Genomic DNA, 21,645 nt, shown 5'->3' on the forward strand with positions numbered 1-21,645 from the left:
GATAATATGGAACTGACCAGAATCAGACAACTAATGCAACTTGCAGGGACAGTGCTCTCTAACAGTTATATCGGCACAATTTTTACAAAAAATATCAGCACAGGACCTCTAAAGGGGGTTTGTGTTCCTTTTTTGAACTGTTATGCCTGCCCTTCGGCTGTTTTTTCATGCCCCATAGGTACTTTGCAGCATTTTGCAGCAATCCGCGCCATTCCATACTATCTGATTGGTTTCATAGCTGTGGTGGGGCTTACGGTGGGCAGAATGGCATGCGGATGGCTCTGTCCATTTGGGTTTCTCCAGGATATGATGCACAAGATTCCATCTCCCAAAATGGAGATCCCCGGCACCCTTAGATATGTAAAATACCTTGTACTGTTACTTCTGGTAATAGTTTTACCCTATCTCACAGCCGAGATGACATTTTCCATACTCTGCCCTGCTGGCACCCTTACAGCAGGCCTTCCCTGGGCAATATGGAATCCTGTCAATCCACAGACAGGCCTTCCCTTTTTTCCTGATGGACAGGGAGCCATTTTCTTTATATCCCTTTTTATACTGATAGTTTTTCTTGTATTTTTTATCCTGACAAAAAGACCGTTCTGCAGGATTGCATGCCCAATGGGGGCATTACTGGCATTCTTCAATAAGTACAGTATGGTTCAACTGAAAGTGAGCAGCAAATGTGACGGCTGCAATATTTGCAGGGATCTCTGTCCCGTGGATATTAATATTTCCATGGAAGAGGACTCCGGAGAGTGCATTCGCTGCCTTGAATGCACAAGATGTGCACATGTTAAACTCTCTACCCCGTTTTCATCTGATATAAAAGCCCAAAAACTTTTCAGAAAGGCAAAACTTAAGGGTCAGAGAGTGAAAGGATAATTAGCCCCAATATGGATAATTCCCGAAAAAACGGCACAGATACTTTTCTTGAAGAAGATGTAGATTCCTCCATGAATCAGGATGATTATGCCTCCTTTAAGAAAATGGAGAATGATTTGTCTGAAAACAGGGATGATGATTTTCGGAAAAACAGTTATGAGGATCATTCCTGCAGGTCAAGTTATGACGATCATTCCCAAATGAACGATCGAACAATATGGTTCATCATTGGAATCGTATTTTTGTGCCTGAGCATTGTTCTTGCTGTTGTATATAACCGTGACAAGGCAAAACCCGACAGCCCCCATGCAATGGTTGCCGCAGGTTTGACACGCATATTCCAGATACAGGAATGGAAACCCGGCATGGGAAAACAGCCCCTTGTCTATCACCCTGCGGCAGCCACAACTCCGGTATGGCGTCCCCTGCCCTCGTCTCTCTTTACTGCGGCAGGTGGTTGAGTCCCTCCGACCGGATCGGCAGGTGGCCGAACAGGAAACAGCGGAATCTTTTTTTGAGATGATTATACCCGATAATCAAACCTTGGGTAGTGTCATAAAAGTGTTGATATCTTTTTGTGAAAGCCCTGCTGAATCAAGGTTTGTGAAGAGCTCATCAACATATTTGGGACATCACCCAAACCTTGAAAGAACAATAGTTATCTATAGTAAACTTGACGAACCAATAAAGAGTGATGGAATCTCATGTTTAAAACAATCATGACAATAGTACTGACTGTGGTTGGAGTGCTCTTTTCAATGCAGAACTTCGACCATGTTCCTGTCTATTTTTTTTCAGGAAAGCCGGTTAATATCCGGCTGATTTTTGTCATTGCCATCTGCGGTCTTACTGGATACCTTATGCGCCATTTCTTTGGAATTGCAAGGGAGGAGCGTCTGAAAAGGCAAATTTACCTCTTAAAACGCAACAATGACAGAAAGTTGCGTTCAAGATCCCGCTCCCGTGTAAAATGGGCAGATGAATATGAAGACGACCATGATGAGGATGATGAATACTATGTCAATGGTGAATGATAAAATGATCATGACAATAGATAAGACAAAATGCGAAAGATGTGGCGAGAGGGTTGGTTTTATTGGTATCGGTACCAATCTTGTCATGGTAATAATAAAACTTGTGGTGGGAGTTACAAGCGGAAGTCACGCATGTATTGCAGATGGACTCCATTCAGGTTCAAATATTATCACAGCCTTTGCCATTCTGATAAGCCAGAAACTGACCAAAAAAAGCAGTAACGACAAGTTCCCCTTTGGATATGGCAAGGTGGAGTTTGTGGCTGCCGGATTTACATCCCTTTTTATTATAACAGCGGCAATATCACTTATCACGATGAGCATTGACCAGCTTCTACGGGCACCACAGCACTCTCCGCACATTTCCGCCCTGTTTGTGGCAATAGTCTCCATCATTACCAACGAGATGCTGTTCAGATATATGAGATGTGCAGGTACCCGCCTTAAAAGCCAGACAATGCTTGCAAATGCCTGGGCAAACAGGGCTGACTGCTTCTCATCCATGGCTGTTGTGGTGGGAGTTATTGGCTCAAAAATGGGGCTGCATAACCTTGATCCAATCTGTGCCATCGTGGTTGTGGGGGTTATTATCAAGGTTAGTGCGGATATCATGATACACTCTGTAAAGGCCCTTATGGATTCCTCTGTAAACGACATCTACGGAGACGAGATAACCGCAGTGGTGTCAAAAATCGAGAATGTAAAGGGGATTTCCCAGTTGAAGACCCGTCATATCGGTCAGAAGATTTGGGCAGAACTTAATATTCTTGTGGATCCGGACTCCACAATAGTACAGGGGGAAACCATCGCATCCAGGGTGAAAAAAGCTCTGACCGAGCAGATCAGGGATATTGAAAGGGTGGTTGTCCACTTTGAACCGGCGAGAAAATAGATTCAGATAATGGCATCTTTCATTTCCCGCTTTACACTTTCCTGAGAGAAAACTCTGAGTGGCGGGAATCTCTCACAAAAAAGTGTAAAGTACTTTTGGGGTCATATGAAGAATGCCCAGATAATTGATTAATATCACAGAGAGAAAAGAAAATGATCGGCTTTATAACAGAGCGACGTATGCATGCGGGAACAAAAAAAACAACAGTGGATAACACTCCTCTGCCTGTTGTTCTGTTTGTGATGCTGATACTGTTTCTGATTGTCTGGTCATTTCAGGGTAAAAAGATTGAAAATGCCGTTTACGGTACTCCTATATACCAGGGAAAAGCAGGAGCCGAAATCCTGTTAACCCACTCAAATGCCGGAGAATCGCGACTCGTTGTCGGGGATGTCATTCCCGGCTCTCCGGCCCAAACAGCAGGAATTGAAACAGGTGATATCATTCTGGGGATTGATAACCGGATAATATCCACGCCTGACATGGCATTTCATATCCTGAGCCAGAAAAAAGCAGGGGACATTGTAACTTTCACTCTTCTGAGGGCAGAACAGACCCAAACAATCCACATTCATATTCCCGGGGAAATACAGCGTGACAAGGCTTCCGGAAGTAAAAGCATGTCAACCGGTGGCCATATCATTGCCATGGCCTTTTTACTGAAACTTACGATTGTAATGTTTCTGTTTATCCATAAAAACATGGAGCTGAGGATGCAGACAGTTCTGCTGTTTGCAGCGATTGTGGTGGCAGCAGGATCATTTTTCGGGATATACAATCCAGTGGATGCCTTTTTTGCTATCAGGTTCAACACAATATCCCTTCTTGTGGGCATGTACATTATTTCAACCATACTTGATTATGCAGGTTTTTTTGACAGCGTTGCTCATCGGCTATACCTGTTTGCCGGAACAGACCGCACAAGAATCATGATCCTCTTTTGCATACTTACCTATATATTTTCCCTTTTTGTCAACAACCTGACAACAATACTGGTCATGATTCCCATGACCCTGAAACTTGCTGCACGAACAGGCTTTGACCCCCGGCCCATAGTTATTGGGGAAGTCATTGCCTCAAATATTGGCGGCGCATCCACAATGCTTGGGGACTTTCCCAACATGCTCATATCCTCCGAGGCAAACATTGGATTCAATGAGTTCATCATTTTCATGATGCCCATTGGAATGGTTCTCTTTGCAACTCTTCTTGTCTATTTATGGCGTAAGCTTGACCTTTATGAAAATCTAACATCAACGGATAAAGAGAAAAATAAGGAAAACGAAAGCGAGAATTGTGAAAACACGCTTGAAAAAAGCAAGCTCAAATCATCGACTCATGCTCGACATACCAGTATCAGACAACTTGAAAGAACACCTGTATTAACCCTTGAGAACCGGAAAACCATCAGGCGGGCACTTTTTATCCTGTTTCATATGATTTTGCTGTTTATTCTATCCCAGCGACTTTCCCTTAATACCTCCGCCATTGCCCTGACAGGTGGGCTCTCTCTTTTTCTGTTTTCAGGCATCAACAAAAATGAGATTATCCGTAAAATGAGTTTCAGGGATGCGCTTTTTTTTACAGGTCTTTTTATTGTTGTCGGGGGGCTTGAAGCATCAGGCCTTCTTCAGTATGTTACACGCTTCATTACCGCTCTTTCCCTTGGAAAACCCTGGCTTTGCTGCCTTCTTCTCATGTGGAGCGCTGCATTTATAACAGCTTTTTTAAGTGCAGGCCCTGCAACTGCACTTTTTTTCCCTGTGGTTGCAGGCATGGTAAATGCTCCTCCCGGGCACATTATATGGTGGTCTCTCTCCCTTGGAGTACTTGCAGGCTCCAGCGCAACGGTCATGGGTGCCACAGCAGGGCCTGTGGCAGCTACCCTTGTTGAAGAGTTTGCCTCACGCTATGCTCTTCAGCTTAAAGGAGGCAACACCCTTAAATCCGGACTTTTCTCAAAAACAGGCATTCCTGTGGCAATTATCATGCTTTCAATTTCAACGATCTATATTTTAATGCTGAATGCTAAATTATGAATTCTAAATTATGAATTCTGATTTATGAATTCTTATGTATTTGAAAAAAAAATGTGCAACATCTAACAAAAGACAAATATTAATATGCAGAAAAATCTCCTTCACAGGTGATTGTTTGAAGAATATATGCAGAAAAATCTCCTTCACAGGTGACTGTTTGAAGAATATGCAACTTATCAAAAACAAGGTTAAATCATGGATATAAAATCAAAATGTGCATCATGCGAGATTCAGGGGTACTGTCCGGAACTGTGCAAGGCTCACATTAGGAAACTTGCAACCGGAAAGCAGGATAAATCTGAATGCACCCGTTACTCCCCTTCCCTGATGAAATACGGTAAGACAGCCGCAGTTGGTGCAGGTGTCGGACTTGCTGTTGCAACAGGAAGCATGGCAGCCATTCCATCTGTCACACTAAAAACACTTTTTGCTCATGTGACAGCACACGTTGCTGCAGTAAAGGCAGGAGCCGGTGCCGGAGGGGGTATTACAGGTGCCGGAATTAATATCTTCAGACAAAAGAGACGTGAACAGCCAAAACCTGCAAAAAAAAGGCGGCACTTATATTACCCTTTGGTTTTAAATGGAGGAACGGCAAATGACAAATAGAGAGATAAGAGATGATAACCTGAAAACTGAGAGCCAGGCCAGGCCGGATGACTGGAAAACAGAACCGGAATATGACCCGTATGATGATTATGAAGATCATGATCACAGAACAGCACAAAATTCACATGTTAAATATGATGATGTGGATTCCATCGATAACGATTTCGGATTTTCAGATCTGATGCAGGTTGGAAGCAAGGTGCTAATAGGAGGGGGTATAGGGCTTCTTGGAGGAATTGCCACCATAGCTGTTGCAGCAAGTGCTGCTGAGGTTGTGATAACCGGAGTTGTTACAAAAATTGCAGGCGTTGTGGGAGGAGCCGCGGGTTTGAGTATGGGCATATCGTCCTACAAAAAACGGAAATATCACTAAATAGTTAAGACAACACTTGTAAGCTGTTGAGTTTTGTTAATCCTGTCTGAGTAAGGATGTCAAAGATTAACAGGATAAGGTAGGAATATCTGGTATCTTTCATTTGTCGGTTTACACTTTTTTTGAACCATGATTTTCATGATTAAGGGATTTATCCTGATTTTTATCATGTTAATCATTAAATCCTTTAATCATGGTTCAAAATTTTCCAAAAAGTGTAAACTACTTTTGAACTGATATGAAGTATGCCGATTTTTAATCGTTTTAATCCTTAAACCCTTTAATCATGGTTCAGAATTTTTCGAAAAGTGTCAACTAATTTTGAGTTGATATGAAGGATGTCGAATATCTATCCTGAACATCTTTTTTATACTGGTTATCCTTGTTCAGACAAATTTTTCAAGACTTACCGCACCGGTAATACAATATTCAGTACAAGTACCACAGCCAACGCACAATGAGGAGTCAACCTGACAGAATGAGCCGGTAAAAAGTCCCTTTTTGATTATAGATATTGCTTCCTGGGGACAGTTCATAAAACAAATTTTACATCCCGCACATATTTCACTGTCAATGACAGCTTTTGTATTTTCCTGTTTTCTGTTTCTGACTGCTGATCTGTCTCCAAAAGGATCCTCAATTGCTCCCCGTTTACAGGTATCAAAACAGTTACCACAATCCATGCATACAAATGGATCAATTTCAAATCCGACTTTGACTTTACCAAAAATGGCATTTTCAGGGCATTTTTTGGCACAGGCCCCACAGGCAATACACGCATCCGTTACTATGGTATAGGACATTTCTCCATTTCCCTAACCTGGCAAAGCCAGAACCCCAAAATTTAATAATTTGGAAAAAATGCTGAACTTCGGATTATTTACATGGCCAACATGGCCATAAGCACCATATGACAATTATATTTTTACATGCAATGAGAGTCAAGAAAGGAGTTGAAAATCACTGGCGTAAACTCATTGAGTCAGGCCATTGAATCAACTTCCTCTCTTTAATTTTCAGAGCAATACCATCAAAAAGGAGGATATCATGGGCAGAGGAATTAGATACACAATGTATAATCTTGGTGATATTTTTGTTGACAAACTGGAAAGTATGTGGAACAGCACAAAGATATCCACAAAAGGAATAAGACTAACTCACAACATCCGTAAGCTGAGAAGTATTAAGGAAGAACAGGAGAGAAAACTTTCCGGAAGAGTTCTTGAGTTAAGAGAATCCTACCCGGAGCTTGAGATTTTTAAGGATGACGAGCTGTCAAAGCTCTTCTCTGAAATAGATGCAATAAACAGGGAGCTTGATTCATATATAGAAGAAAGAGACGAAATTCTCTATCCCACCGGAAGATCTGTATGCAGTCAATGTGCTTGAACCATAAGTGAGCTTTAACTGGAGATTAACCGATGGATGATAACCATAGAGGCAAATTTTACAGCCGGATGACATATTCAATATCGGCAGTGGAGTATTTAGGGCTTGTTTCTAAAAGCTTGATGGTCAAGGGGAACCGTTCACTGAAGAAATTCGGATGGGCAGCTATTGATGGGGTTACGGCCCCATTTGCCAGGATAAAAAAACGCTCGGTTTCCAATAAAAAACTTTACAGCACCCCCTATGACATTTTACACTTGGATCACCCTGCATTGAGAAACGGAAACAAGCTTTCAGATCTTGAGGCATCAATATCAAGGCTGGAAGAGAGGCTCGCCCAGCTTGAAAAACGGGGTATTGCCATTTCGGGCAACCATCAGAAACAGCCGGAAACAGCGGAAAAAGAAAAAAAGGAAATAAATGAGGAAAAGAGGGCTATCCTGCGGATGCTTGTAAACGAAAATAAACAGTTAAGAAAAATGGCCGAAAATTGAACTACTGCTTCGTCAAGACCAGGATTCAGGGTGTGGTATATTAATGAAACCAACCCTAAAATTATGCTTTGACAAAGCACTACTCACATTTTAATCAAATTACATTTTAAGACATAAGTGTAATTTTAACAGGAATACTATGGGAACCACAAAAGCAATCAACGTCGGAATAGATCTTGGAACTTCAAGAACAGTTATCGCCTGTGATAACGGGATCAGAACCTTTGTGCCGAGTTTTGTCGGGTATGCAAAGGATGCTGTCACGGAAAAAATGCTGGGGAAAAAAATTGTCTTTGGTAATGAAGCACTAAAATACAAAATGGGACTTGAACTCTACAAACCCATTGAAAACGGCGTTATCAGATATTCTGATGAATCAGATGAAGAAACAGATGGGTATAAAAAATCCCTTGAGGTCTCCCGCGAACTTCTGAAGCATGTTGTTGAACTTGCGGTTAAGGATGAAAAAGCAGACAACCTTATCATTCGAGGAGTTGTGGGAGCACCGGCACTTGCAACACTTAACAACAAAAAAGCCATACTCAATATTACAAAAGGCATTTTAAATGATGTCATGGTGGTATCAGAACCTTTTACTGTGGCCTATCACTTAGGGTGTCTTTACAACTATCTTATTATTGACATAGGGGCCGGAACCGTTGATCTATGCAGAATGCACGGAACCATCCCATCTCCCGAGGATCAGATTACATCCACCCTTGCAGGTGATCATATTGACAGAACATTTTTAAAGCTTGTCCATGAAAAATATGAAGAGGCCAACCTCACTGTCAATATGATAAAGCGTTTTAAAGAGGAAAACGCATTTGTATCAACCCAGGGAGAAAGAGTTACCATAGATATTCCAGTTCACGGAAAGCCCAGAACATATGATGTCACAGACGAGCTGAGGCAGGCCTGTAAGGAGATTGTTCCTGATATTGTTGAGGGAATTAGAAAACTTGTTGCCACCTTTGATCCTGAATATCAAAACGAACTGAAAGGCAACATAATACTTGCCGGAGGCGGCAGTCAGATTGTCGGCCTTAAAAAAGAGATTGAAACATATATGCTTGAAACCCTGGGATATGGACGCGTTACAAAGATAGAAGAACCCCTATTTGCAGGTGCAAATGGCGCCCTTATGCTGGCACGGGATATGCCGGAGGAGTACTGGGACGAAATTGCCGACCCCGAATAAAAATAGCAGATCTTAGTTGTGCCCGAAGGACATGGCTGTTTATTGGAAAGTCTCCATAACATACTAATATATAAAGACTTTCATTCTTAATTGTGTCCGTAAGGCATGGCCGTTACAGGAGTCATGTAAATGCATGTGGATACATTCAAAATAACACGAGAACAGGTTATATCACTCGCAAAAACAATGCCTGTTGAAAAGTTGACGAGCTGGTATGAATACGGTTTGTTTCTTCAATTTCGTAATATTTCTTTAGACAGAGGTGATGAGAATAATAAAGATTCTCTGGTTAAAGAGTTGAGTGAATGGGAAGCTGCAACCGATGATGATTTTTTAAAATTTGAACATATGCTTAAGGATTCTTTCTAATGGCAAGAGGGGATGTTCTACTTATAAAACTCCCTGTAACTGACGGTAAAGAACAAAGTGGACGGAGACCAGCGGTAGCTGTTCAGGCTGATATGAACGGTGAACCAATGTTAATGGTGGTACCTGTTACATCAAATTTATATGCTTTGAGATTTGCTTTTAGTGTTCGTATAGAGCCTTCGGCTGAGAATGGACTTACTATGCCGTCAGTAGTAATGGTTTTTCAGATGCGTGCAATAGACAAAGAACGTATAATAAAAAAAATTGGGGCAATATCCAAATCAGATATGATACTAATTGACAAGGAAATTTGGAACATGCTGAAAACAGATTCTTAACAACGAAGTTCACTGCTACAAGACTGCCTAATCCTACCAACGGTAGGATTTCCAGGCAATCCGCAATAAATGCCAGCTTTACTGTGCAAAATTACATATCATTGTAATGATCAAAGTAACAAAAGTCCTGCCATGAAGTCTTAGTTCAATCCATTCTCATTCCAGAGTACCTACATACCATAATAACTTTTTGCGTGCATTTTAATTGAGTTCATGCTAATTTCACACATTTTTAATAAAAAAAGGGCATCGTTCATATGAACCAAAAAGTACTTTACACTTTTTTGTGAGAAATTCTTGTCACTCAGAGTATTCTCTCCGGAAAGTGTAAACTGGGAAATGAACATGCCAAAAAAGACAAGGATACGCATGAAAGGCACCAGGCATTTTTTCCGGCTCCTCTTACTTATAATAGCTCTTCTCACCTTTTTTCAACCAACTGCCGAAAGCGCAGCAAGACAGGTGAACACAAAGGATCTTGAGTATGTATTACCGGCAGCTTCGGATTTTGTTAAAAAAATAGATCCATTTCCCTATTATGAGGGCTATGATTTTCCCAACGGCTCCCTTGTTGGCGTTGCCTTTCTATCCATAGAAGTGGTACCCGAAGAGAGCTGGGGATACAGCTCCCTTATAGAGATACTGACAGGTGTTGATCTGAAGGGGAGAATCACCGGTGTAACCGTTCTTGCCGAATTGGAAAGCCCAAGATACACAAAGGGTCTTCTGCGGGACGGAAGCTGGTTTCTGACCCAGTTTGAAAACATGACTTCTGAAGATCTTTTTGTACTCCAGTATGATGTTGATGCAATATCAGGAGCAACAATCACCTCAAGTGCTGTTACCCGGTCAATCAAGACAGGACTTGAACGCATAACTTTTGAGGTTCTTTACAGGGAGCTTCCCCCCGAAGTCAGACAATACTCATTCTGGTACTATCTTATGTGGCAGATTGATATTCTTCTGCTTTTTTGTATTACTGCTCTTGCATTTCATGCATTTTTTAAACGGGAAGAATGGCTGCGTTATACAACTCTTGGAATGGTCTTTGCTTATATCGGAATTCTCAAGGGAGGAGGACTATCCCTGATTGATGTTTTAAGACTCTTCTCTTTCCGGATGCCCCTTTTCCTGAATAATCTCTACTGGTACTCTCTTGTTTTTATAGCAATAGGTGTCACTCTCTTTGCAGGTAGATTTTACTGCGGATGGCTCTGTCCCTTTGGCGCCTTCACCGAATTTCTGTATCGACTGGTTCCCTTGAAATGGCGCCCTCCGGAAACACTGGATCGTTGCCTTAAACTTGTCAAATTCATCAACCTGATTATCCTGCTGATACTTGGACTGATACTTTCAAATACAGTCACTGCAATTTATATCACAGGCATTGTTGAACCATTTGCCACATTTTTCCATCTTGATGGTGATCTTCCTGCCTGGATCTGGTTGATTCTCATGCTCCTGCTTTCATCAGTTGTATCACGTTTTTTTTGTCGGTATTTCTGCCCTTTGGGGGCATTTTTTGCCGTATTGTCAGCCATTGCAGGATTTTTGAAACTAAAAAGCCTTCATGTCACCCTTTCAGGAAAACATTCACCTGAAAACTGCAAGGGATGTCGAATGGCTGAAAAACAGTGCCAGATGGGTGCAATACATTATGATGATGATCTAAATCAACCGGAAATTGACGAAAATGAGTGCTTTATGTGCAATGCATGTACAGCAGTATGCCCTGCAAAATCTTCAGGTTCAACCATTCAGGATTCAGCTTCAACCATTCAAAAAAAGGATATTTTCCAATGATGAGTGACAATATAAAAAAATACGGTTTGCCAGCGCTTTTGATTATCTCTCTTTTTTTCAACGCATTTGCTGCTCTGATGCTACTGCAAAACTCAACTTCCACTGCATCAGCCCTCCAGGGTGATGAAGCTGAAAAGATTCCGCTTGACTACGAAAACTTCAAGGCCGGGTGGGGAAATGCATGGATAGGAGCCAGCATAAGTGATGTAACGCCTGCCCAGGCGGCCAAAGCTCTTCTTGACAGACCTGAAGGGGCTTATGTAAACAGTGTGACCAATAACTCACCGGCACAAAAGGCCGATATCAGGCCAGGAAACATTCTTCTTTCTTTTAACGGTAGAAAAATAAGAAATGCCTTGCAGTTCCAGAACGATCTTGCAGGAAGCGAGATAGGTGTTGAAATATATCTGTGCGTATCAAAAGATGATTACAGGGAAACTGTCTATATTCTTCCCGAAAAACGCCCACTCTCCCTGCCCCCAGTCATGAAATCCTATCCATACCTTGGAGTGACAGTAGATGATGTTTCCGAAGGATCAAATGAAGAAGAGCATCTTGAAGATGCTGAAAAAGAGGGAGGCGTTCTTGTGGAGTATGTCATACCAGGATCTCCGGCAGAACAGGCAGGGCTTTTGCAGGGAGATATCATAATGTCATTCAACTCCAGAAAGACAAGAACCCTTCGGGAATTTCTCTCCGATCTTGCAGGATGTGAACCAGGTCAAACTGTCCGCATGTGCATCATAAGAGAGGAGATCCGGAAGACTCTATTTGTCACCCTCACACGAAGCGTTATATAACGTACATGGCGGATAGCCGCCACAATCGAAGAGATGAAAGTCGTTTTAAAAACAGCTATTTATTGAGACTTTCATATAAAACACTGTCTGAATCAAGATGTCCAAGATTAACAGGATAAGTCAGGATTATCTATCCTGAACATCTTTTTTATCCTGGTTATCTTGATTCAGACAAATTCAGTAACTGGAAAAAAGCAATAAGATGTCGACTTTAAGTAACCATTGTCTAATCAAATCTTCATGCCCGACCCAGGCCACCCCCGACTATGAAAACCAAATGCGCTTTCACGGTAAATGTTATATTTCACATTCGCACTCATCTTTTTCCGGAGAATATTCCCCTGATGCCTCAGATTCAAGGCGCCTTTTCCGTTCAATGAAATGCTTTCTGTAAATCATGAATGCCGCCTCATTGGAACTTTGCATCATCTCATAATTGGAGTGGGCACTTACCACAACGGAGAGAACAGGGATTGCCCTGGAAAACAGCTTGAGAAAGAGAGCAACCCCAAGCCTTTTAACAGTTCTCTCCATGGCTTTTTTAGTGACAAGATCAGTATAGTGACCAACATGCTGTTCCTGCTCTATTTTTCTCAGATAACATATCTCTTTGAGCACCTCTCTTTTAACATCAATCCCACCAAGAGCAACAATGATGATCCTCAGCATTATCTCTTTTTCAAGGGGTTCATCAGGATCAAAACCATAACAAAATGCAATATTTTGTATCATGTTGAACATTCTCACAAGCATAGCCGAAAGATCCACAGGAGCTGCAAACTCACCTGTCATACCGGCAATTCCCCCCTGAATTGCAGCACTTGCGCCATGGATCTTCTGATATCTGTAATTACATTCATCAAGGGGCTTAAGGCAGCAGCTCTGCAACTCTGAGAGATCATCAAGAATAATACCGCATTTTTCAAGACGTTTTATAAAGCGACTTCTGGACAGAGTTATTTCAGAAACGCGATAGAGTGATTCAACCACACCTGCAACAGCTTTTTCCAGCCTTTCAAACTTTTTTTTCCCTATTTTTTTTACAAGATAACGTGCAGGGGCTGTAATATTATCACCCACCTTTGTAAAATAATCAGCTCTTTTACGCTCCCAGGCTACTATCTCTTTGTACGCCAGAATCTCATATTTTTTGCACTCATAAATCTCGAAATCATCCATGCGCCCTCTCCCTTTCATCTGATGTGTCATACCACATTGTACTACAATATACTACAATGTATCTCAATACCACATTGTACCATTTATATATTTTAGAAGCTGATATATGGTACGACTGAAATAAAAATTGTTCAACAAATTTAACACTTAGAGTATCAATAAAAGCTAAAGGATATAGAATAAAATTTAATATAAGGCTGACAATGATATAAATAATAATTATCGCAATGGCGGCACAGTTTTTACAATTAACTAAAATACTAAATAAATTCAAACCTTTATATCTTACAAAAACTGCTGACATGAATATGAATAAAGCAAATACCCATTTTTTTGAGTTGACAACAATAACAGTAACAGATAAGTTGTTTTAAAGTCTGCTTAAGTTTTAGGAAAATAGTTCTCTTTTCAAAAAAGCAGACACTCTAAACAGGAACATAAGGTCAAAACCAGACCAACTTAAAATTCCAAAAATACATACAAATGTACACATAAAAAACAGCAACAATTTAAAATTGATTATGATTTGTAAATTTTATTTTGTAGCTATATTTAGCTCACTTTTTAAATTGGGAAATATGGCAGATGTTGACATTTTTATTATTACTGATACTTGCAGTTTTTATCTACTTTATAGTTCGTCAGCTTACCCGTCAGCGGCTCATTATTCAGGAACTGCGAAAAGAACTTGCAAAATGCAATGCTGAAAACCCCAAGCGAACTATTGTATAAAATATATGTATATGGCGGCTCTATGTCACTACGAAGGTTTTAAAGTCTTTATAACGTACATGGCGGATAGCCGCCACAATCGAAGAGATGAAAGTCGTTTTAAAAACAGCCACTTACTGAGACTTTCATATAAAACTCAGTTCATTATTGATACTTTTATAAAAATTTCTTGGCGGACAGCGCCACAAAGGATTTGATCTGAATGGCTGTTTTTTGTATTAACCAGCATAATATTTCACTTAAAAACAAAATCACATCCTCCTTGAATTATCCCACCACATTATGCCACAAAGTGTCTATTATGATGCTTCTCTGCCACATTGCAATGAGCAGATTGCGTTTCACCCCCCCAACTTTTCGCAAAAACTGTATTATAAGCCTCAACGCCTTTAACGCCTTTAACGCCTTTCTGTTAAAAATAATTATAGGCAATCTACCTTCAATATTTCCTGAACCTCCTAAAATAGCAGAAGAGTCCCAGGATTATTGCAGCCACGAACAAACAGCGCTGATATCTACACAGAAACGATTCGTCCCCTTCCACACATATACACATATTGAAATTAACGGGAATGAGAAAGAGGACGAAGCCCGCCACATACATACATACATACATACATACATACATACACAATATAAGTTTACAAAAATAATAAAGGAAAGAAATTATGAAGGGTGAAGTCAAACTATGCCCAAAAAATTTTCAGGTTTGGGTAGCTTTTTTGATGGGAATGGTCGTTATTGTTATTGCCATTGTCGTTTTTGACAAGGCATCCAACGGCAGGCTGGGACTGGATAACCGCCTTTTGAGTGAGGAGGTTGTGGATCAAAGGATCGGGGGACTTCCCCAGGATACAGACACATTACTCACAAGCGGAGGAGATGATGCCTCAGCATGGCTTGGTGTTGAAGTTACCAATATCAATGACAAAATGGCCCAGCAACTTGGCCTGGATATTTCTGAGGGTGTTATTGTCAACCGCATCATTCCAGGTTCTCCGGCAGAAAAAGCAGGTCTGCTGCCAGGTGATATTATATATGAATTTGACCGAAGGGATGTTGAAGATGTTGAAGATTTGGTGAAACTGCTTGACAGATCTGAGCCTGATGAGAGGGTTCGCTTGGTGCTCATAAGGGATACTGAGAGAATTGTAATATATGTAGAACTTGAAGAGGCAGTTGCGGTGCAGAGCCAAAGCGCTGACAAAATCATCGGAAATACCATGTCAGTTTCAGGTACAGTACTCCCTGATGATCAGGAGTGGGGTGTTGTGCTATCTGAAGTTACAGACCCCTTGAGAAAACAGTTTGATATCCCTGAAGATATGAACGGCGTCCTTGTCATGATGGTACTCCAGGGAAGTGCGGCTGCAAGAGCTGGCGTTCTCAAAGGAGATCTTATCCGTCAAGTGAACCAGACCCCAGTTAACAGCCTGACTGATTTCTTTCAATCCATGCAAAATACGGGCAGCACAGTAATTTTATACATATACCGTGATGATTCCGCTCTGCTGCTCCAGATGACAGCACAGATCTCTGATTCATATCAGATGCAGCCATACATCAGTGTGGCTCAGGAAGGCATAGGCATGAACCGTCCGCTCTATGTCCCGGGATATGACCAGACACAGAGCGGAGATCCGGATGATAAAACAAGCTCATTAACTGACACCTCACCACTTTCCAATACAACACAGACCCAGAAAACCGTCACCAACAGCTCTTTTTTATGAGTTGCCTGATTCAGGCATTTAGTTTAATGCCCTGATTAAAGGGAACATTGAACCTCAGGAGGAAAAAGTGTATCGCTTTAAAGAATTCATAACCAATTACCTGACCGGGCTGCTGTCGGTTCTGCTGGTACTAAATCTTGTTATCATCATTTTCAGTTCCATGGGCCTTGGACTGGATCAACTCCGTCAGATTCAGACCTATTTTGTGACAATTCTCAACGATCCTGCACATTACCTTTCCCGTGATGGTGATATAGGACAGATCACAAGAAGAACAACAAGCAGCACAACCAAAGTAGCAGGTCTGATAGCAAGCCCCAACATTGAACTTGTATCCAGCAGCGAAACCTTTGCTTCAGCCGTGGCAAGGGCAAGAACATCTGTTGTCAATATTTCGTGTGAACGCATAACTGAAACCACTGACAGCTCAACCTTGAAATTTGATGACCCAGCCCAGGATCTTGTCAATTTCGGAGGTATTGGATCTGGTATCATAATCAGCCCCAAAGGGTATATTCTAACCTGTTATCATATTATTGCCCAGGCATCCAACATAGTTGTGACCCCATTTGGAAGTGTAATAAAGCGCTATCCAGCCCAGGTGGTTGCCGTTGATCAGGGCCTTAATCTTGCTATTCTGAAAATATATCCTGCTGCTCCCTTGATAGCGGCAACCCTTGGAGATTCAGGCTCAATGGAGGTTGCAGACTCTGTTCTTGCAATCGGAAACCCGTTCGGCCTTGAGCAGAGTGTCACACACGGCATAATAAGTGATACAAAGCGAGATCTGATGATACAGGGGAACATCATAAAGAACATGATACAGACAGATGTCCCCATCAACAGAGGTTCAAGCGGAGGCCCGCTTATCAATACCAATGGTGAGGTGATCGGAATCAATATGGCCATTTACTCCCCCACAGGTGTTTATATTGGTGTCAGCTTTGCACTGCCGCTCAACCAGGCAAAACTACTGCTGGCAAGAAATATTCAGTAAACGGGCATGATTGTATTCTCAAAGTCGATACATATGATCTTGTAAGCCTTGTCAACACTGTCTGAATAAGATTACCAAAATTAACAAGATAAGGCAGGATTATCTATCCTGAGCATCCTATCCATCCTGGTTATCCTGGTTCAGACAACTGCAATAACTTATGAAAAAGCAATAAAATGTCGATTTTGAGTGTATATCAATCAGCCCTAAATATGAAAATGGCAATTATTTTCACGGTAAACGATCATGGCTGGAACTCAGCCACCCCCGAATATGGAAATTTGTATCTATTTCCATGGTAAAATACAACTTGTGGAATATTATATGAAAATTACATTAAAGATACTTGGCGTAATAACTGGCTTAATACTGATAGGTTCGCTGATGGTCATGAATGCACAGCCCGTAAAGGTGGATCTTGTTTTTGTGGATGGAGAGGTTGCATGCTTCCTGATTATAATTGCGTCATTCCTTACAGGATACTTAAGCTGCCTTGTCTATCTATGGCTCAAGAGAAGCCTTATGACAGACAGAAAAAAAACACACTCCATTTCAAGACATGATGACATTTTCGGCGACATTTAAACAGGAGAATTTTTTCAACTATGGAACCTGACCCCATAACAGACCCCTGGATTGACGAATCACCTGAAAATGGTCTGCAAGGAAACCATAAGTCCATACGTCCTGTTAAAAAGAACATCCAGCAGATTTACTGGACAGCATTCTGGGCAAACCTGGGACTTGCATGTTTCAAGATCACTATCGGAATGCTTGGCTACAGCAGGCTTTTGATTATAGATGGCCTGAACTCAGCGGCAAACGCCATTGTAATAACCCTAATACTTTTCGGAATTCACATGAGTCAGCCCCACTCCGTATCGGAAAAATATCCCAACGGCATGGGCAAGGCACAGTATATATTTACACTGGTGATAGGTTTTCTAATTGCAGCGGGTGCGGCAGGCATTCTTGAGATCGCCATACGTTCATTTTTTTCTCCAATCAGTATGGAACCTGTCGATGTCGGCATTGCTGTTGCCCTGATTTCAATTATCGGCAACATACTTATTCGTCACCATCTGAAAGCTTCAGGCTCATTCTATGAAAAAAACGAGCTTCACACAATTGCAAGGCTCCAGTCACTGAATATTGCTTCTTCACTTGTAGTTGGAAATGCACTGCTTATATCCGGTCTAACCGGATGGTATGTTGCGGAACATCTCGGCAGTATCAGTATTTCCCTGATTGTGCTGTGGCTCAGTATCCGAATCATCAAGCAATCACTTGATGGGGTAATGGACAGAAGCTGCGGAGGAGAGATTGAATCACGGCTAACTGAAATTGCAGCATCTGTTGAGGAAGTTATGGAGGTAAAATACCTCAGAACCCGCAGAGCAGGCCAGGTGATGATGGTGGATCTTCAACTATGTCTCAATGGAGATATTTCCGTAAGGCAGGCAGACGCCATAGTGTTCCAGGTAGAAGGCAAACTATCAAAAGAGCTGATGGATTTATCCCACGTTATTACAATTGACCGAAGGCCGGTTTAAACCATATTGGCGTATAGACAAGGCATGCCTTATCTATCTCAAAGTTGACACCTATGATCTTGTAAGCCGTGTCAACACTGTCTGAATCAGGATTCCCAAGATTAACAAGATAAGGCTGGATGATCTATCCTGAGCATCTTATCCATCCTGGTTATCCCGGTTCAAACAACCGCAATAACTTCTGAAAAAGCAATAAGATGTTGATTTTTACTATCTATACTGTGCCACACCAGCTATTAAACGGGCATGATTGCGTATCAATCACCCCCAAATATAAAAATGATAGTCATTTTCATGGTAAACGGTCATGGCTGCCATCCAGCCTCCCTCGAATATGGAAATTTGTATCTATTTCCACGGTAAAAGAATGGAACATAAAACCTATTGAGTTGCCCCTGTTATGAAAAAGATGATCCATAAAATATAGAACAAATAAAGCAGATGTTTAATTTTTAATTTTTCAAGGAGAGTATTATGAAACACATCATCGTTGGTCTTGTCGCTATCACGCTTGGAATATGGGGAATTGTACTGAACTGGTATCAGTTTCTTGATCTTCTCTGGGTACTTGTGCCCATGGCAGCCGTTATATGCGGTGTAATTGCCCTGCTGGCAGGGATAAGCAACTTTTCAAAATCCTCAGACACCGATGCGGGAAGATCAGTGGAGGAACGTCTGGCAGAGGAGAGTTTTAATGAGTAGTCCCTATGTTGATCCCTTTGACGGAGTTGAATCCTCTGAACCTGCTGCAAAGAGTAAGAGGCCTTCAAAGGAGACAATCCCCCTTTCGTTTCATATTCAGTGGCCATTGATGCAGATTGGAAACGCCCTGTCAGGTATGGTCAACGGATATAAACGCCTGTTTAAAATGTCAGACAGTGATCTGAAGGCCATGTATCTGAAACAGGCAAAAAGCATGAACCAGAAGGGAGATACAAAAAAATGCGTTGAGTTTCTGGAAAATGTGGTGAGAATTGACAACCGTGACGCAGACATAATCTACCGTCTCGGGGTGGCATATGAAAAAAACGGACAGCCAGATTCTGCCATAAAAGCCTATAAAAAGGTTATTTCTCTTGCACCTGACAACGCAAAGGCCCACTACCGCAAAGCGGTACTTCTTATCAAAAAACAGGATTATGAGAATGCCCTGACTGATCTTGAAGAAGCAATTCAGGAGAAACCTGATTCAGCAGAACTCAATTTCAGGCTTGGTCAGGTAAACGACAGGTTAAAGAATTATGACAAGGCAATTGAGTATTTCACCAGGGCTGTGGAGCTTAACCCGCAGTTTCTTGCCGCCTTCAAGAATATGGCTTTAACCTATGACAGCCTTAATGACCACGAAGGTTCGTTGAAATGTCTGAAGCGTGCCCTTGAAATTGAAGAACGAAACTAATGAAATGGCATGGCCAATGAGTGAGAAGGGACGATGGCAAATTTAGATGGATTAACTGCTGCGGAACTGCGAGCCTATCTTTCCGGGCAGACCAAAAAACTAAAACTTCTGAAAACAGTCCTGATAGTTGCAATTGTAGTTGTTGTGGTCTCTGTAATTGCCCACATCATCTACTACTTCAACTATTTGACCAATCTTAATTTTGACGTACTCACGGCAAAATCAAAGGTTGAAAGCGCCATGCAGTACAGGGCAAACCTTATTCCACTGCTGATTGAGAGCGTTGTCAGTTTTGTTGAACATGAGGACAATGTCTTTAACTCTGTGGTGGATGGTCGTGAGCGCTCCCTGCAAGCAACCCGAAAGCCGGATCTGGAACAACTTAAAAAATCCGTTAAAGATTTAAGTGTATCCAACGGCTTCAAAGGCATGGACACACTCATGGATAAAATAATTGCCTTTGCAGAACAGTATCCTGATCTTAAAACAGCAGAGCCGTTTCAACTTCTCATGGCCAAGGCAAGCGATACAGAGGCGGAAATTTATGCAAAGCGCATTGAGATGACAGATGCTGTAAATCTTTATACAACCAGCATCACCATGTTTCCGGGAAATTTTTACGCAAACGTGATGTTCAATTTTCCTGACTATGAATATTTCAAGGGCGAACTCTATTCAGAATGGCCCCATTTCAGGGGAAAAAGCCATTCCGGATGGCCAAAGGTTTCCATTCAGCAGGATTCCATGCACTCATCGGAAGCAGAAGGCAATGCTGTAGGACAGGGTGTCAGGTCATCAGATACAGGGATAACAGATTCAAAAGAAAAGAATAACCCATAACAGATAATACAGGGTCATATAAATGGTAAAGAGCAGACAACAAATCCTGACGTATGGAGAGGTCACATAAACATGAGAACCAGCAACAACAATAACAACGAGAAATATCCAGAATGTTACTGGTGCGCTGAAAATGTCGGGAAAATTGCGTTTTGGGGAAATGTGGGGCTGTTTGTTCTGAAGATTATCTGCGGCCTTGAGGGAAACTCCAAGGCTCTTCTTGCAGATGCAGTACATTCCGGAGTTGATGTCGTCACTGCAACAGTTGTACTGGTATGTCTTCATGTCAGCAACTCTCCTGCAGATGACGAACACCCCTACGGCCACGGAAATACCGAATATATTGCATCCCTTTTTATCGGGATATCCCTTATGGGAGTTGTTGCCCTTATTCTGTATGAATCAATAACTGATATCATGCAGGGAGTCACCCATCAGCCAACCCTTATAGCCCTTCTGGGGCTTATGATATCCATTGTCGGAAACGAGCTGATGTTCAGACAGTCCCTGTGCTGTGGTGAAAGATTCAAATCCCCCGCAATGATAGCCAATGCATGGGAAAACCGCGCAGATGTACTCTCATCCATTGCTGCTCTACTGGGCGTTATTTTTGCTATGATGGGATTTTTGTTCATGGACTCGGTGGGTGCTATTCTTGTGGCATTTTTAATTGGAAAAAGTGCCTTTGAAATGTTGCAGGATGCATGGGACGGCATACTTGATCACTCCGAAGAGTCAGTTGAAGAGACAGTCCGCCATGAGGTGGAAAAACATGCTGATGTTCTAAGTGTTGCATCTTTACAGACAAGAAAAATAGGACCAAATGTGGCGATCGACCTGAAACTTGCTGTTTCACCGGATCTGACATTGCAGAAGGGTCATGAAATCTCGGTTCGGGTGAAAAGGGCCTTGTTGACTGTGATTGATGACAGAGTGGGTATAATAAACGTGTACCCGACAGGATTTTATGAAAAAGGGTAATAAAT

Annotated in this window: 26 protein-coding genes; 24 read left to right on the forward strand and 2 right to left on the reverse strand. The window is 41.7% G+C overall.

Annotation, left to right across the window (positions count from 1 at the left end):
* The first annotated feature begins 6 nt into the window (after nt 1–6).
* From MTBBW1_RS01640 to MTBBW1_RS01675, 7 genes are all read left to right on the forward strand, one after another.
* A complete protein-coding gene (locus MTBBW1_RS01640) occupies nt 7–885 on the forward strand; it encodes a 4Fe-4S binding protein (RefSeq protein WP_080798214.1) in 879 nt (292 codons plus the stop codon).
* Between the two features lie 11 nt (nt 886–896).
* A complete protein-coding gene (locus MTBBW1_RS01645; protein ID WP_080798216.1) occupies nt 897–1,346 on the forward strand; it encodes a hypothetical protein in 450 nt (149 codons plus the stop codon).
* Nucleotides 1,347–1,589: 243 nt separating this feature from the next.
* On the forward strand, nt 1,590–1,919 hold the full coding sequence (locus MTBBW1_RS01655; protein ID WP_080798221.1) for a LapA family protein: 330 nt from the start codon (nt 1,590–1,592) through the stop codon (nt 1,917–1,919).
* A complete protein-coding gene (locus MTBBW1_RS01660; protein WP_186441024.1) occupies nt 1,903–2,811 on the forward strand; it encodes a cation diffusion facilitator family transporter in 909 nt (302 codons plus the stop codon). Before MTBBW1_RS01655 ends, MTBBW1_RS01660 begins: the two co-directional genes overlap by 17 nt.
* Nucleotides 2,812–2,963: 152 nt before the next feature.
* Complete coding sequence (locus MTBBW1_RS01665) at nt 2,964–4,850, forward strand: SLC13 family permease (RefSeq protein ID WP_080798227.1); 1,887 nt, start codon at nt 2,964–2,966, stop codon at nt 4,848–4,850.
* Between the two features lie 195 nt (nt 4,851–5,045).
* The gene (locus MTBBW1_RS01670) at nt 5,046–5,459 is read left to right on the forward strand and encodes a hypothetical protein (protein ID WP_080798228.1); all 414 of its coding nucleotides are present in this window, start codon (nt 5,046–5,048) and stop codon (nt 5,457–5,459) included.
* Nucleotides 5,449–5,832 carry a hypothetical protein gene (locus MTBBW1_RS01675; protein WP_080798231.1) on the forward strand — a complete coding sequence of 128 codons (384 nt, stop codon included), beginning with the start codon at nt 5,449–5,451 and terminating at the stop codon, nt 5,830–5,832. Before MTBBW1_RS01670 ends, MTBBW1_RS01675 begins: the two co-directional genes overlap by 11 nt.
* A gap of 386 nt (nt 5,833–6,218) precedes the next feature.
* Here the strand turns inward: MTBBW1_RS01675 and MTBBW1_RS01680 are convergent, their stop codons facing one another.
* Nucleotides 6,219–6,635, reverse strand: coding sequence for a 4Fe-4S binding protein (locus MTBBW1_RS01680; RefSeq protein ID WP_080798234.1), 417 nt, complete (start codon nt 6,633–6,635; stop codon nt 6,219–6,221).
* A gap of 244 nt (nt 6,636–6,879) precedes the next feature.
* On the opposite strand from MTBBW1_RS01680, the gene MTBBW1_RS01685 reads away from it, so the two are divergent.
* The 7 genes from MTBBW1_RS01685 to MTBBW1_RS01715 all read left to right on the forward strand — a co-directional run bounded on the left by MTBBW1_RS01685 (nt 6,880) and on the right by MTBBW1_RS01715 (nt 12,226).
* Nucleotides 6,880–7,221 (forward strand): hypothetical protein, encoded by a 342-nt coding sequence (locus MTBBW1_RS01685; protein WP_080798235.1) that lies wholly within the window; start codon nt 6,880–6,882, stop codon nt 7,219–7,221.
* A 32-nt stretch (nt 7,222–7,253) separates the two neighbouring features.
* Entirely contained in the window at nt 7,254–7,715 is a 462-nt protein-coding gene (locus MTBBW1_RS01690) for a hypothetical protein (RefSeq protein WP_080798237.1), read from the forward strand.
* Nucleotides 7,716–7,854: 139 nt separating this feature from the next.
* Entirely contained in the window at nt 7,855–8,916 is a 1,062-nt protein-coding gene (gene mamK / locus MTBBW1_RS01695; RefSeq protein WP_080798239.1) for a MamK family actin-like protein, read from the forward strand.
* Nucleotides 8,917–9,045: 129 nt separating this feature from the next.
* Nucleotides 9,046–9,285 carry a hypothetical protein gene (locus tag MTBBW1_RS01700; protein ID WP_080798241.1) on the forward strand — a complete coding sequence of 80 codons (240 nt, stop codon included), beginning with the start codon at nt 9,046–9,048 and terminating at the stop codon, nt 9,283–9,285.
* Nucleotides 9,285–9,623, forward strand: a complete 339-nt coding sequence (locus MTBBW1_RS01705; protein ID WP_080798243.1) for a type II toxin-antitoxin system PemK/MazF family toxin — start codon at nt 9,285–9,287, stop codon at nt 9,621–9,623. Before MTBBW1_RS01700 ends, MTBBW1_RS01705 begins: the two co-directional genes overlap by 1 nt.
* 345 nt (nt 9,624–9,968) lie before the next feature.
* Nucleotides 9,969–11,426 carry a 4Fe-4S binding protein gene (locus MTBBW1_RS01710; protein ID WP_186441025.1) on the forward strand — a complete coding sequence of 486 codons (1,458 nt, stop codon included), beginning with the start codon at nt 9,969–9,971 and terminating at the stop codon, nt 11,424–11,426.
* Nucleotides 11,423–12,226: a PDZ domain-containing protein gene (locus MTBBW1_RS01715; protein WP_186441026.1), complete on the forward strand. Its 804-nt coding sequence runs from the start codon at nt 11,423–11,425 to the stop codon at nt 12,224–12,226. Before MTBBW1_RS01710 ends, MTBBW1_RS01715 begins: the two co-directional genes overlap by 4 nt.
* Before the next feature lie 297 nt (nt 12,227–12,523).
* Here MTBBW1_RS01715 and MTBBW1_RS01720 read toward each other — a convergent pair whose 3' ends face one another.
* Nucleotides 12,524–13,405: an EcsC family protein gene (locus MTBBW1_RS01720; RefSeq protein ID WP_186441027.1), complete on the reverse strand. Its 882-nt coding sequence runs from the start codon at nt 13,403–13,405 to the stop codon at nt 12,524–12,526.
* Nucleotides 13,406–13,990: 585 nt separating this feature from the next.
* Here MTBBW1_RS01720 and MTBBW1_RS28085 point away from each other — a divergent pair.
* The 10 genes from MTBBW1_RS28085 (at nt 13,991) to MTBBW1_RS01760 (ending at nt 21,640) form a co-directional block, all read left to right on the forward strand.
* Nucleotides 13,991–14,137, forward strand: coding sequence for a hypothetical protein (locus tag MTBBW1_RS28085; RefSeq protein ID WP_186441028.1), 147 nt, complete (start codon nt 13,991–13,993; stop codon nt 14,135–14,137).
* 202 nt (nt 14,138–14,339) lie between these two features.
* On the forward strand, nt 14,340–14,816 hold the full coding sequence (locus MTBBW1_RS01725; protein ID WP_080798255.1) for a hypothetical protein: 477 nt from the start codon (nt 14,340–14,342) through the stop codon (nt 14,814–14,816).
* The gene (locus MTBBW1_RS01730) at nt 14,806–15,870 is read left to right on the forward strand and encodes a PDZ domain-containing protein (RefSeq protein WP_080798259.1); all 1,065 of its coding nucleotides are present in this window, start codon (nt 14,806–14,808) and stop codon (nt 15,868–15,870) included. Before MTBBW1_RS01725 ends, MTBBW1_RS01730 begins: the two co-directional genes overlap by 11 nt.
* Nucleotides 15,871–15,937: 67 nt before the next feature.
* Entirely contained in the window at nt 15,938–16,867 is a 930-nt protein-coding gene (locus MTBBW1_RS01735) for a S1C family serine protease (RefSeq protein WP_080798262.1), read from the forward strand.
* A gap of 324 nt (nt 16,868–17,191) precedes the next feature.
* Nucleotides 17,192–17,452 carry a LapA family protein gene (locus MTBBW1_RS01740; protein ID WP_139786621.1) on the forward strand — a complete coding sequence of 87 codons (261 nt, stop codon included), beginning with the start codon at nt 17,192–17,194 and terminating at the stop codon, nt 17,450–17,452.
* Nucleotides 17,453–17,472: 20 nt separating this feature from the next.
* Complete coding sequence (locus tag MTBBW1_RS01745; protein WP_080798269.1) at nt 17,473–18,420, forward strand: cation diffusion facilitator family transporter; 948 nt, start codon at nt 17,473–17,475, stop codon at nt 18,418–18,420.
* 474 nt (nt 18,421–18,894) lie between these two features.
* Nucleotides 18,895–19,122 carry a magnetosome protein MamI gene (gene mamI, locus MTBBW1_RS27650; RefSeq protein ID WP_139786622.1) on the forward strand — a complete coding sequence of 76 codons (228 nt, stop codon included), beginning with the start codon at nt 18,895–18,897 and terminating at the stop codon, nt 19,120–19,122.
* The gene (mamA, locus tag MTBBW1_RS01750) at nt 19,115–19,819 is read left to right on the forward strand and encodes a magnetosome protein MamA (RefSeq protein ID WP_186441029.1); all 705 of its coding nucleotides are present in this window, start codon (nt 19,115–19,117) and stop codon (nt 19,817–19,819) included. Before mamI ends, mamA begins: the two co-directional genes overlap by 8 nt.
* Before the next feature lie 33 nt (nt 19,820–19,852).
* A complete protein-coding gene (locus MTBBW1_RS01755) occupies nt 19,853–20,659 on the forward strand; it encodes a LemA family protein (RefSeq protein WP_080798277.1) in 807 nt (268 codons plus the stop codon).
* A 72-nt stretch (nt 20,660–20,731) separates the two neighbouring features.
* Entirely contained in the window at nt 20,732–21,640 is a 909-nt protein-coding gene (locus MTBBW1_RS01760) for a cation diffusion facilitator family transporter (RefSeq protein ID WP_080798281.1), read from the forward strand.
* Nucleotides 21,641–21,645 lie beyond the last annotated feature (5 nt).

This window comes from Desulfamplus magnetovallimortis (genome assembly GCF_900170035.1).
GTDB classification, from domain to species: Bacteria; Desulfobacterota; Desulfobacteria; order Desulfobacterales; family Desulfobacteraceae; genus Desulfamplus; species Desulfamplus magnetovallimortis.